Genomic DNA, 12,484 nt, shown 5'->3' on the forward strand with positions numbered 1-12,484 from the left:
CGGAGCGTCCCGGCCGAATGCCGAAGCGCGCCCCACGGAGTAGCCTCGCGGCCATGTATGCGATCACGATCCCCGAACCCGGTGGCCCCGAGGCGCTCGTATGGGCCGAGGTGTCCGATCCCGTACCAGGCGAGGGCGAGGTCCTCGTCGAGGTCGTGTCCAGCGCGGTCAACCGTGCCGATGTGCTGCAGCGGCAGGGCTTCTACAACCCGCCGCCCGGCGCCTCCCCCTACCCCGGCCTGGAGTGCGCGGGCCGTGTCGCGGCGCTCGGCCCCGGTGTCACCGGCTGGTCCGTCGGTGACGAGGTGTGCGGCCTGCTCGCGGGCGGTGGATACGCCGAGAAGGTCGTCGTGCCTTCCGGTCAGCTCCTGCCCGTACCCGACGGGGTGGACCTGGCGACGGCGGCGGCGCTGCCCGAGGTGACGGCGACGGTCTGGTCCAACGTCTTCATGGTGGCGCATCTGCGCCCCGGCGAGACGCTGTTGGTGCACGGCGGGTCCAGCGGTATCGGCACGATGGCCATCCAGCTGGCCAAGGCGGTCGGCGCACGCGTGGCGGTGACCGCGGGCGGTCCCGAGAAGCTGGCGCGTTGCGCGGAGCTCGGAGCGGACATCCTCATCGACTACCGCGAACAGGACTTCGTCGAGGAGATCCACAAGGCGACGGACGGCGCGGGCGCCGACGTCATCCTCGACATCATGGGTGCGAAGTACCTGGACCGGAACGTGCGGGCGCTCGCCGTGAACGGCCGTCTCGCCATCATCGGCCTCCAGGGCGGCGTCAAGGGCGAGCTGAACCTGGGCGCGCTGCTGAACAAGCGGGCCGCGGTCACGGCCACCTCCCTGCGGGGGCGTCCGCTCGCCGAGAAGGCGGCGATCGTCGCCGCCGTCCGTGAGCATGTCTGGCCGCTGATCGCCGGTGGCCTGGTCCGGCCGGTCGTGGACCGCACCGTGCCGATGGCGGACGCCGCGGAGGCGCACCGGGTGCTGGAATCCAGTACGCACATCGGCAAGGTGCTCCTGCTCGCGCCGGCGGCCGACTGACCACCCCACGAAAACGCAGGGGCCCGGCCCGCAACGGCATACGTTGCGGGCCGGGCCCCTGTCGTATCGCCTACAGGTACGGGCCGGACCGGATCGGTCCGTGCGGGTCCGAGCCGCCTTCCTCGTCCTCGTGGCCCGAACCGGGCGGCAAGGCGCGACGCATCTGCTCCAGCTGGGCGCGCGCAGCCATCTGCTGGGCGAACAGTGCTGTCTGGATTCCGTGGAAGAGCCCCTCCAGCCAGCCGACCAGCTGAGCCTGCGCGATCCTCAGCTCGGCCTCCGAAGGCACCGACTCCTCGGTGAACGGCAGGGAGAGCCGTTCGAGCTCCTCCACCAGTTCCGGCGCCAGTCCGTCTTCGAGCTCCTTCACGGAGCTCGAGTGGATCTCCTTGAGCCTGACTCGGCTCGCCTCATCGAGAGGAGCCGCCCTGACCTCCTCCAGGAGTTGCTTGATCATGCTGCCGATGCGCATGACCTTCGCGGGCTGTTCGACCATTTCCGTCACCGGGACCTCGCGCGATTCGTCGCCACTGTCACCGCCGCCGATAGCCATTCCGTCCTGCCCCACTACGAGGACTTGGGGGTGCTCCTGCGACCGGTCATTCCTCGGCATCTCCATGCCGCCATTGTCTCGCACACGTGCCGTACACCACGGTGGTGCCCCCTGGAACGGTTGATCCACCACTTCCAGGAGCACGAAAACCGCCTGTCAGCGGACGCGGCGCATCCGGAATGCCAGGAAACCCAGCCCCAGGCCGACCAGCGCGATCCCCGCGCCGAGCGACACCTCCTGAACCTGGCGTACGGCGGGGCCGTTCAGCGCCTGGGGTGCGGGTCGTTCCGAGCGGGGCGGCGTGCTCGGTGGCACCTCGACGGCGGGTACGTCGGCGGTGTCCGGTTCCGGCTCCTCCTCTTCGAGCAGGGCGTCGGCGCGGGCGAGTTCCAGAGGGGACAGCGAACGCCCGGGCCGGGCGCGGCCCTCTCCCGCCGGCCTGCCCGCGAGGGGCGACCGGCCGGCGGACGCGGAGGGGCTCGCCGACGGCCCGGCGGGCGGTGGCGCGCTCCCGGACGGCGGTCCGGACGGTCCCGAGGCCCCCGAGGGCAGCGCCGACGGCGAACCGGAGGGGGCGGCGGACGGCGACGCGGAAGCCGATGCCGATGCCGAGGGGCTCACGGAGGGCCTGGAGGCCGGTGCGGAGGGCGTCGGCGCCGTGGGGCGGGCCGAGGGGGTGGCAGGGGTGCCGGCGGGCGTGGGGGTGGCCGACGGGCTGCCTGTGGCCGTACCCGAGTGCTCCGCCGGACGGGGGGTGAGTGCGAGCGGGCCCCGCGCGCCCGTGTGCGCCGCCGGGGAACCGGCCTGCCGGTGCGCAACCCCGCCGGGCGCCCGTTCTGCCGCGTACGTCCAGCTCGCGGGTCCCAGTACCGCCGCCGTCACCGCGAGGCAGAGCACGCAGCGCGACGACCGGGACCGCCGAGACGGGAGGAGTCCTGGAGCCATGCGCTCAGAGTCACACGGGCCGATATATCCGGCATCCCGGACCGGGCACCGGGCCGCGCACCCGATGGCGCGACGGCCCGGAACGCGTCACGCGTTCCGGGCCGTCGGGCAAGGTGTGGTGCTGTCAGGCCGGGTTGCCTGTGGAGATCTTCAGTTCGAAGTGGGCATCGCGCTCCGCGATGGCCGCGCCGGAGGACGGGAACTGGTCGACGACCTGGTCCTCCGCGTAGGTGTTACCCGGCTCCTTGGTGATCTTGAGGGTCCAGCCCGCCGCCAGCGCGCACGCCTGCACCGACTTGATGTCCTTGTAGATGAAGTTCGGAGCCTGGACCTTCTGCGGGTCGTCCGAGTCCTCCATCGCGTCCGTGCAGTCCTCTTCGTCCATCGTCCGGTTCCGCTCCGGCGGCTTGTGCTCGCCGGCCACCGAGGTCTCGCTGGAGCCCGGGTCGCCGTTGCTGCCCGTCTCCGGGTCCTCACCGTTCAGGGTCAGCGCCGTGACCAGGCCGCCGATCGCGAGGAGCGCGACCACGATCGAGCCCACGATGACCGGCATGTTCCGCTTGGAGCCGCCGGAGCCCTGGCCGGGCCCACCCTGCGGGGACATCGTGTACGGCGGCGGGGTTCCGTGGCCCTGAGGGACCGGGGTCTGGTACGCCTGCGGGTAGCCGTAGCTCGGCGCGGGCGCCGGAGTCGGGGCGTAGGGACCGGGCTGCTGGTACGGCTGGTGCGTCTGGTGGGGCTGCGGCTGGTACGGCGTCTGCACGCTCTGCGGGGCGGGCGTCGCCTGGTCGACCGGTGGGAAGACGGCGGAGCCGACACCCGCGCCGCTGTTCCCCGGGGCGCCGCTGCCGCTGATGATCACGGGGGCGCCGGTCCGGCCGCCCGCGTTCAGCACGCGGGTGACCTCGTCCTGCATCGCCGCTGCGCTCGGGAAGCGCTCGTTCGGGTTCTTCTTCAGCGCGCGGGCGACGAGCGCGTCCATGGCCGGAGTGATCGACCGGTTGATGGCCGACGGAGCGACCGGCTCCTCCTGGACGTGCGCATACGCTATGGCCAGCGGCGAGTCCGCGTCGAACGGGATCCGCCCGGTGAGCAGCTGGAACAGCATGATGCCGACCGAGTAGAGGTCGGACCGCGCGTCCACCCCGCGGCCCAGGGCCTGTTCGGGGGAGAGGTACTGCGGGGTCCCGACGACCATGCCGGTCTGCGTCATCGACGTCACGCCCGACTGCATGGCGCGGGCGATGCCGAAGTCCATGACCTTCACGACACCGCGCTTGGTCATCATCACGTTGCCGGGCTTGATGTCGCGGTGGACCAGGCCCATCTCGTGGCTGGTCTCCAGCGCGGCCAGCACATCGGCCGTCACCTTGAGCGCCTTCTCGGCGGGCATCGCCCCGTACTGCTGGATGTCCGACTGGAGGACGGAGCCGAGCGGCTGCCCCTCGACGTACTCCATGACGATGTACGGCATCAGCGCGCCGCCGAGCTCGTCCTCGCCGGTGTCGAAGACCGAGACGATGTTGGTGTGCTGGAGCTTCGCGACCGCCTGCGCCTCGCGCCGGAAGCGTTCGCGGAAGGACTGCTCGCGTCCCAGCTCCGTGTGCAGCGTCTTGATCGCGACCTGGCGGTCGAGCGCCGAGTCGTACGCGAGATATACGGAAGCCATCCCGCCCTCGCCGAGCAGGTCGCGCAGCTGGTACCGGCCGCCGGCGACCGAACCGCCCGCATAGCGACCCTGAGCGCCGTGTGCGCCGTCCTGGCTCATGACTTGCTTCCCCCTCGGCGCGCAACTGATGACGTGACGCGAAGATCCGTATTACGGGCCAAGTCTGCCCGAGGGGTCCGACACGTCAAGCCAGGTGCCCGTTCCGTGACCCTACGCACAAGAAGCGTCTCGGAAGCGTTACAGGAACCGCATGGAATTTGCGTGAGCGCCGCGCGAGCCGATTGGATGACCCGTCTCTCTCGGAACCGGGGTGTCTTACAGAGCCTGTAGCGTGACGTGGCAATGCAGCAAGGCACCCGTGACACCCGCGGACGCGCGGACAGAAACGACGGCGAGGACTGATGGCACCCGGATCCGAAGCAAACGGCGGCGGAGTTTCGGATGGCACCGACTCCTGGGGCATCGGCGGTGTCGTCGGTGACGGGCGCTACCGGATGACCCACCGGCTCGGCCGGGGCGGCATGGCCGAGGTCTATGCCGCGGAGGACGTCCGTCTGGGACGCACCGTGGCGGTGAAGCTGCTCCGCTCCGACCTCGCCGAGGACCCGGTCTCCAAGGCCCGCTTCACCCGCGAGGCACAGTCCGTCGCGGGCCTCAACCACCACGCGATCGTCGCCGTGTACGACTCCGGCGAGGACGTCGTGGGCGGCCAGACCGTTCCGTACATCGTGATGGAGCTGGTCGAGGGCAACACCATCCGCGACCTCCTGCTCAACGCCGAGGCCCCGCCGCCCGAGCAGGCGCTGATCATCGTCTCGGGTGTGCTGGAAGCTCTCGCGTACTCGCACCAGCACGGCATCGTGCACCGTGACATCAAGCCCGCCAACGTGATCATCACGCATTCCGGTGCCGTGAAGGTCATGGACTTCGGCATCGCCCGTGCGCTGCACGGCGCGCAGTCGACGATGACCCAGACCGGCATGGTCATGGGCACGCCCCAGTACCTCTCCCCCGAGCAGGCGCTCGGCAAGGCGGTCGACCACCGCTCCGATCTGTACGCCACCGGCTGCCTGCTCTACGAGCTGCTGGCCCTGCGGCCCCCGTTCACCGGTGAGACCCCGCTCTCCGTCGTCTACCAGCACGTCCAGGACATCCCGGTCCCGCCGTCCGAGGTCTCGGACGCGGTGCCCCCGGAGATGGACGGGATGGTGATGCGCTCGCTCGCGAAGGACCCGGACGACCGGTTCCAGAGCGCCGAGGAGATGCGCGGCCTCGTCCAGTACAGCCTGCAGATGCTCCAGGTCCAGGGCGGCCACACGGGTACGTGGAACACCGGCCCGGTCATGCCGCACGAAGGCGGTCACACCTCGCCGATGGGCTCGGTGGGGGGTACGCCGGCGATGGGCTACCCGCAGCACGGGGACACCTCGCAGGGCCCGATCCTGCCGCCGATGAACCCGGACGACGGCGGCTACGCCGGCAGTCAGCGGCGCGGCGGCGGTGGCCGCGGCAAGATGTGGCTGTTCGTCCTGCTCGCCCTGATCGCGATCGGTGCGGGGGTCGCCTTCGCCGTCAACGCGGCGAACGACAACGGCAACAAGAAGAGCCCGGCGCCGGTCACCACCCCGGCCTCGCCCACCCCGTCGAAGTCCTCGGAGACGCCGTCCGAGGAGCCGTCGGAGGAGACCGAGGAGCCGGACGTGTCCACGGGCGGCCAGTGGGAGACCACCGATCCGCCCACCTTCACCCCGTCCGAGACACCGAGCGAGCCGTCCGAGACCCCGTCGGACGAGCCGTCCACCACGGACCCGGGCACGTCCGACGGCAACACGAACGACGGTGCGACAGGCGGGGAGACCACCGACCCGACCGAGCCGACCGACCCGCCCACCGAAGACCCGGGCACTCCGGGTGGCGGCGAGGACGACGGCGGCGCCACGGGTGATCCCGCCACCGGGGGCCTCACCCCGTAACCCGCGCCTTCACCCCGTTCACCCCGTGAAGGCCTCGCACACCGCCTCGTACTCACGCGTCCACCACACCGCCAGGGCCGACACCGCAGGGAACTGCGGGTCGGCCCTGCGGTCGTGCAGGCGGTAGCGCCAGCGCAGTATCCAGAAGTCGTTGAGCCGCTCCCACCACACCCGGTGCACCGCGGCGGCCAGTTCCGCCGCGCCCGCCCCGGCCGCCCGGCGGTAGGCCCGCGCGTACGCCCGTACCTTCTCCAGGTCCAGTTCCCCGGCCGGCCTGACGAAGAAGATCGCCGCGGCCCGTACCGCCTCCTCAGCGCGCGGCTGCACGCCGAGGCGGTCCCAGTCGACGATCGCGACCGGATCGGCGCCCCGGTAGAGCAGGTTCAGCGGATGGAAGTCGCCGTGCACCCAGCCCGTGGCCGGTCCGTCCGGGGTCGGCGGCCGGCGGTGGGCGTGCTGTTCCAGCAGGGCGCGGCGTTCGACGAGCCGGTGTACGGCCAGCTCGTCGAAGGCGTCCCGGGGGCGCAGTCCGCGGGCGGCGGCCAGCAGTTCGCCGATCAGCTCGAAGGTGTCCTCGGGGTCCGGGCTCCCGTACCCGGGCCGGGGCGGCAGGCCGCTGCCCGGTCCCATGACCTGCTCCAGACCGGTGTGTACGGCTCCGAGCAGGGCGCCGAGACGTCGTGACTGGGCGGTGGTCAGCTCGGAGCCCGCCCGGTGGAGGCCGTCCACCCAGGGGTGCAGGGCGTAGCACCGGCCGTCGATCACCGTGACGGTGTCACCCTCCGTGTCCGTGAGGGGCGGGGCGACGGGCACGCCGAGTGAGTGGAGCCGCTGGGTGGCACGGTGCTGGCGGACGATCGTGGCGCGGTCGCCTGTGGCGTCGTCGAGGTGGTGCTTGTCCAGGTGGTGCTTGAGGAAATACGCGCCGCGCGTGGTGGATACGCGGTATCCGTGGTTCAGGAGACCTTTGGTGAGGGGCTCGCAGGCGAGCGGTTCACCCGCGCCGGGATAGCGGCGCAGCACCTCGCCGACCGGGGGAACAGGCGGGCGGGTTACATATGAGCGCGGCACTTACCAAATGCTAGATCACGCTACGTGGCTGATTCGCTGACTTGCGTGGAAGCCCAGGGTGTGCGTAGTGACGAAGTGAGGATCGAGCCGGAGATAGACCGGATCGAAGGGTTCGCCGTTCGCCGTGAGGGGGTCGGGACCGAAGAGTTTCCGCTGCTCGGGGCAGGGGCGGACGATCTCGGCGGGTCCGGTGAACTGCACGGACCAGGGATCGTCGCCGCAGTCGGCCGCGGCGTTGAAGTTGTCCGCCCCGTACGCGATGACGCTGCCGTCGCACGACTCGTGGTGGCCGAGTCCTCTGTGCATCCGCAGGAGCACGCGGCCCTCGGCCACGACGTGGCGGGCCACCGCCAGGATGGGGAGGGCTCGCATACTCGTCGCCAGGCGGCCGTACGGCACCCGGCCGAGCAGCTCGATCGCATGGAGTTCCTCAGAGGCCATGCGTCCACTGTCCGCCACAGGTAGGGGCCGGGTAAGGGTCTGCGGCCCCGGTTGGGCCGGGACCAAAGTCCCTCGATCAGTCCCTCGACCGCCCGGAGCCGCAGTGGAATGCGCGGTGGTGCCAGGTGTTTCAGCGCCGTTCGGCCTGGAGACGGGCCACGTACGCCGCGGCCTGCGAGCGGCGCTCCATGCCCAGCTTGGCGAGCAGGCTGGACACATAGTTCTTGATCGTCTTCTCGGCGAGATGGAGCCTCTCGCCGATCACCCGGTTCGTGAGCCCCTCCCCGATGAGATCCAGGATCTTGCGCTCCTGATCGGTGAGGCCGGCCAGCTTGTCGTTGCCCTTGCCGTTCGCCCCGTCGCGCAGCCGCTCCAGCACACGGGCGGTCGCCGCCGGGTCCAGCAGGGATTTGCCGGCCGCCACGTCCCGTACCGCGCTCAGCAGCTCATTCCCGCGGATCGCCTTCAGTACATATCCGGAGGCACCGGCCATGATCGCGTCGAAAAGCGCCTCGTCGTCGGCGTACGAGGTGAGCATCAGGCATTTGATGTTCTCGTCCAGGGAACGGACCTCGCGGCAGACCTCCACCCCGCTGCCGTCCGGCAGCCGTACGTCCAGGACCGCCACATCGGGGCGGGTCGCCGGGATACGGACCAGGGCGTCCGCCGCCGTTCCCGCCTCTCCCACCACCTCGATATCGGCTTCGGAGGAGAGCAATTCATGCACTCCACGGCGGACCACTTCATGGTCGTCCAACAGAAATACGGTGATTTTTCCATCTTCGCGCACAAACGCAGTCTCACACACTCACCCCTTCCCTGCCGCTGTCGGCCGGGATAACGTGCCGTTGTTCCGGCGGCCTGCAAGGCTGTTACCAGTGCTGTGACCAGCGAGAGTTCCCGATTTCCTCGATTTACTTGGAAATCCAAGCAAAAACGCAGGTCAGGGAGTGTTTCGCAGTTGTGCGATGCACTGGGTAACGTGCCTATGACAGGGCGCTCGCCGGGGCACCTGTCACGCCTGTTCCTGGCCGAGCTGCACCCACCCCGTGCACGGGTCCGGACACAGGCGAGCCGCACTGGTTCCCGGCAGACCCCGGGGGCCGGACCGACGGAGGAGCACGCACGTGACCGTGGAGAGCACTGCTGCCGCGCGCAAACCGCGACGCAGCAGCAAGCGGACCAGCGCCGCGAAGACGCCACAGAGTTCCGAGCCCCAACTCGTACAGTTGCTGACGCCCGAGGGCGAGCGCGTCGAGCACCCGGACTACGAGATCGACCTGACCGCGGACGAGCTCCGCGGTCTCTACCGGGACATGGTCCTGACCCGGCGCTTCGACGCCGAGGCCACGGCGCTCCAGCGCCAGGGCGAGCTGGGCCTGTGGGCCTCGCTGCTCGGCCAGGAGGCCGCGCAGATCGGCTCCGGCCGGGCGCTGCGCGACGACGACTACGTCTTCCCGACCTACCGGGAGCACGGCGTCGCCTGGTGCAGGGGCGTCGACCCGACCAATCTGCTCGGGATGTTCCGCGGTGTGAACCACGGCGGCTGGGACCCGAACACCAACAACTTCCACCTGTACACGATCGTCATCGGCTCGCAGACCCTGCACGCCACCGGCTACGCCATGGGCGTCGCCAAGGACGGCGCGGACTCGGCCGTGATCGCCTACTTCGGTGACGGCGCCTCCAGCCAGGGCGATGTCGCGGAGGCGTTCACCTTCTCCGCCGTCTACAACGCCCCCGTGGTGTTCTTCTGCCAGAACAACCAGTGGGCGATCTCCGAGCCGACGGAGAAGCAGATGCGGGTGCCGCTCTACCAGCGCGCCCAGGGCTTCGGCTTCCCCGGCGTCCGGGTCGACGGCAACGACGTACTCGCCTGCCTCGCCGTCACCAAGTCGGCGCTGGAGCGGGCCCGCCGCGGTGAGGGCCCGACCCTCGTCGAGGCGTTCACCTACCGGATGGGTGCCCACACCACCTCCGACGACCCGACGAAGTACCGGGCGGACGAGGAGCGGGTCGCCTGGGAGGCCAAGGACCCGATCCTGCGCCTGCGGACGTACCTGGAGAAGGCGAAGGTCGCCGACGAGGCGTTCTTCACCGCGCTGGACCAGGAGAGCGAGACCCTCGGCAAGCGCGTACGGGAAGCGGTACGGGCCATGCCCGACCCGGACCCGATGTCGCTCTTCGAGCACTGCTACGCGGACGGGAGCAGCCTCGTCGACGAGGAGCGCGCCCAGTTCGCCGCCTACCAGGCATCGTTCGCAGACTCCGCCGAGGAGGGCAAGTAGCCATGGCCGTGGAAAAGATGTCCATCGCGAAGGCGCTCAACGAGTCGCTGCGCCTCGCCCTCGACACGGACCCCAAGGTCCTCATCATGGGCGAGGACGTCGGCAAGCTGGGCGGTGTCTTCCGGATCACCGACGGACTCCAGAAGGACTTCGGCGAGGGCCGGGTCATCGACACCCCGCTCGCCGAGTCCGGGATCGTCGGTACGGCGATCGGTATGGCCCTGCGGGGCTACCGGCCGATCGTGGAGATCCAGTTCGACGGGTTCGTCTTCCCCGCGTACGACCAGATCGTCACGCAGCTGGCGAAGATGCACGCCCGCGCGCTGGGCAAGATCAAGCTGCCGGTCGTCGTGCGGATTCCGTACGGTGGCGGCATCGGCGCCGTCGAGCACCACAGCGAGTCGCCGGAGGCCCTGTTCGCGCACGTCGCGGGGCTGAAGGTGGTCTCGCCTTCCAACGCGTCCGACGCGTACTGGATGATGCAGCAGGCCGTGCAGAGCGACGACCCGATCATCTTCTTCGAGCCGAAGCGGCGTTACTGGGACAAGGGCGAGGTCGACACCGAGTCCATTCCCGGCCCGCTGCACAAGGCGACGGTGGCGCGTACGGGATCCGACCTGACGCTCGTCGCGTACGGGCCGATGGTGAAGGTCTGCCTGGAGGCGGCCGCCGCCGCGCAGGAGGAGGGCAAGTCGGTCGAGGTCCTGGACCTGCGGTCGATGTCCCCGATCGACTTCGACTCGATCCAGACCTCGGTGGAGAAGACCGGCCGGCTCGTCGTGGTCCACGAGGCGCCGGTGTTCTACGGCTCCGGCGCGGAGATCGCCGCCCGCATCACGGAGCGCTGCTTCTACCATCTCGAAGCACCGGTCCTCCGCGTCGGCGGCTACAGCGTCCCGTACCCGCCGGCCCGTCTCGAGGACGAGTACCTGCCGGGGCTCGACCGGGTGCTCGACGCCGTCGACCGCTCGCTGGCGTACTGAGGAGAGGGTTCGTGACGACGATGACCGAAACGTCTGCTCGCTTCCGTGAGTTCAAGATGCCCGACGTGGGCGAAGGACTGACCGAGGCGGAAATCCTCAAGTGGTACGTCCAGCCCGGCGACACCGTCACCGACGGACAGGTCGTGTGCGAGGTCGAGACGGCCAAGGCGGCCGTGGAGCTGCCGATTCCGTTCGACGGGGTCGTGCACGAGCTGCGCTTCCCCGAGGGCACGACCGTCGATGTCGGCCAGGTGATCATCTCGGTGGACGTGGCGCCGGGTAGCGGCGACGCTCCTGCCGCGGCTCCCGAGGCGGCTCCGGCACCGGTGGCCGAGGCCGAGGGCGAGGCGCCGAAGACCCGCACGCCGGTCCTGGTGGGCTACGGCGTGGCCGAGTCCTCCACCAAGCGGCGCCCGCGCAAGGGCGCCGAGGCCCCGGCGCAGGCCGCCGCGGCGATACAGGGTGAGCTCAACGGCCACGGCAGCGTGGCACCCGAGACCCGCCCGCTCGCCAAGCCGCCGGTCCGCAAGCTGGCCAAGGACCTGGGCATCGACCTGGCGACGGTGACGCCGACCGGCAAGGACGGCATCATCACCCGCGAGGACGTCCACGCGGCTGCCGCGCCCGTGGCGGAGCCCGTCGCGGCCGCGCCCGCCGCGCCCGCGCCGGTGGCCACGGCCACCGCTGCCGCCGTCGTCCCGGGTGCCCGGGAGACGCGTATCCCCGTCAAGGGCGTACGCAAGGCCATCGCGCAGGCGATGGTGGGCAGCGCCTTCACGGCTCCGCACGTCACCGAGTTCGTGACCGTCGATGTGACGCGCACGATGAAGCTCGTGGCGGAGCTCAAGGAGGACAAGGACATGGCCGGGGTGCGGGTCAACCCGCTCCTGATCATCTCCAAGGCCCTCCTGGTCGCGATCAAGCGGAACCCGGACGTCAACGCCGCCTGGGACGAGGCCAACCAGGAGATCGTCCAGAAGCACTACGTGAATCTGGGTATCGCCGCGGCCACGCCACGCGGTCTGATCGTGCCGAACATCAAGGACGCGCACGAGCAGACCCTGCCCCAGCTCGCCGCGTCGCTGGGCGAACTGGTCTCCACCGCGCGTGAGGGCAAGACGTCCCCCGCCGCGATGGCGGGCGGCACGGTGACGATCACCAACGTCGGTGTCTTCGGCGTCGACACGGGCACGCCGATCCTGAACCCGGGCGAGTCCGCGATCCTCGCGGTCGGTTCGATCAAGCTCCAGCCCTGGGTCCACAAGGGCAAGGTGAAGCCCCGCCAGGTCACCACGCTGGCCCTGTCGTTCGACCACCGCCTGGTCGACGGCGAGCTCGGCTCCAAGGTGCTCGCGGATGTCGCGGCGATCCTGGAACAGCCGAAGCGGCTCATTACCTGGGCGTAACAGACAAAGGGGTGGGGGGCCCCGCGGGGGGCGCACCCGTATGGTTGTGGCCGGCGGGGGGAGAGGGGTGGCGGGTAAGTCAGCCGGTGGGCCCGGCGGGCGGGGGCGCGGC

At 70.4% G+C, this 12,484-nt stretch carries 11 protein-coding genes; 5 read left to right on the top strand and 6 right to left on the bottom strand.

Annotated elements, in window-relative coordinates:
* Positions 1-53: 53 nt before the first annotated feature.
* Positions 54-1,043, top strand: coding sequence for an NAD(P)H-quinone oxidoreductase (locus tag ACWGO0_RS28645; protein ID WP_453541158.1), 990 nt, complete (start codon positions 54-56; stop codon positions 1,041-1,043).
* 70 nt (positions 1,044-1,113) lie between these two features.
* Here the strand turns inward: ACWGO0_RS28645 and ACWGO0_RS28650 are convergent, their stop codons facing one another.
* The 3 genes from ACWGO0_RS28650 to ACWGO0_RS28660 all read right to left on the bottom strand — a co-directional run bounded on the left by ACWGO0_RS28650 (position 1,114) and on the right by ACWGO0_RS28660 (position 4,309).
* Positions 1,114-1,662: a bacterial proteasome activator family protein gene (locus ACWGO0_RS28650; protein WP_453541161.1), complete on the bottom strand. Its 549-nt coding sequence runs from the start codon at positions 1,660-1,662 to the stop codon at positions 1,114-1,116.
* A gap of 90 nt (positions 1,663-1,752) precedes the next feature.
* Positions 1,753-2,541 (bottom strand): hypothetical protein, encoded by a 789-nt coding sequence (locus ACWGO0_RS28655; protein ID WP_453541164.1) that lies wholly within the window; start codon positions 2,539-2,541, stop codon positions 1,753-1,755.
* A 124-nt stretch (positions 2,542-2,665) separates the two neighbouring features.
* Positions 2,666-4,309, bottom strand: coding sequence for a protein kinase domain-containing protein (locus ACWGO0_RS28660; protein ID WP_453541167.1), 1,644 nt, complete (start codon positions 4,307-4,309; stop codon positions 2,666-2,668).
* Between the two features lie 302 nt (positions 4,310-4,611).
* On the opposite strand from ACWGO0_RS28660, the gene ACWGO0_RS28665 reads away from it, so the two are divergent.
* Complete coding sequence (locus ACWGO0_RS28665; protein ID WP_453541170.1) at positions 4,612-6,183, top strand: protein kinase domain-containing protein; 1,572 nt, start codon at positions 4,612-4,614, stop codon at positions 6,181-6,183.
* Positions 6,184-6,201: 18 nt separating this feature from the next.
* Here ACWGO0_RS28665 and ACWGO0_RS28670 read toward each other — a convergent pair whose 3' ends face one another.
* From ACWGO0_RS28670 to ACWGO0_RS28680, 3 genes are all read right to left on the bottom strand, one after another.
* On the bottom strand, positions 6,202-7,206 hold the full coding sequence (locus ACWGO0_RS28670; RefSeq protein ID WP_453541212.1) for a phosphotransferase: 1,005 nt from the start codon (positions 7,204-7,206) through the stop codon (positions 6,202-6,204).
* Between the two features lie 63 nt (positions 7,207-7,269).
* The gene (locus ACWGO0_RS28675) at positions 7,270-7,695 is read right to left on the bottom strand and encodes a pyridoxamine 5'-phosphate oxidase family protein (RefSeq protein WP_453541173.1); all 426 of its coding nucleotides are present in this window, start codon (positions 7,693-7,695) and stop codon (positions 7,270-7,272) included.
* Positions 7,696-7,825: 130 nt separating this feature from the next.
* A complete protein-coding gene (locus ACWGO0_RS28680) occupies positions 7,826-8,485 on the bottom strand; it encodes a response regulator (RefSeq protein WP_453541176.1) in 660 nt (219 codons plus the stop codon).
* 337 nt (positions 8,486-8,822) lie between these two features.
* Here ACWGO0_RS28680 and pdhA point away from each other — a divergent pair, with 337 nt between their 5' ends.
* Genes pdhA through ACWGO0_RS28695 form a run of 3 tightly spaced genes read left to right on the top strand, consistent with a single transcriptional unit; the run spans position 8,823 to position 12,372 of the window.
* Positions 8,823-9,983 carry a pyruvate dehydrogenase (acetyl-transferring) E1 component subunit alpha gene (gene pdhA, locus ACWGO0_RS28685; protein ID WP_453541179.1) on the top strand — a complete coding sequence of 387 codons (1,161 nt, stop codon included), beginning with the start codon at positions 8,823-8,825 and terminating at the stop codon, positions 9,981-9,983.
* A 2-nt stretch (positions 9,984-9,985) separates the two neighbouring features.
* Positions 9,986-10,966, top strand: coding sequence for an alpha-ketoacid dehydrogenase subunit beta (locus ACWGO0_RS28690; RefSeq protein WP_453541183.1), 981 nt, complete (start codon positions 9,986-9,988; stop codon positions 10,964-10,966).
* Between the two features lie 11 nt (positions 10,967-10,977).
* A complete protein-coding gene (locus ACWGO0_RS28695) occupies positions 10,978-12,372 on the top strand; it encodes a dihydrolipoamide acetyltransferase family protein (protein WP_453541186.1) in 1,395 nt (464 codons plus the stop codon).
* Positions 12,373-12,484: the final 112 nt, after the last annotated feature.

It is taken from the genome of Streptomyces sp. NPDC055749 (genome assembly GCF_053617235.1).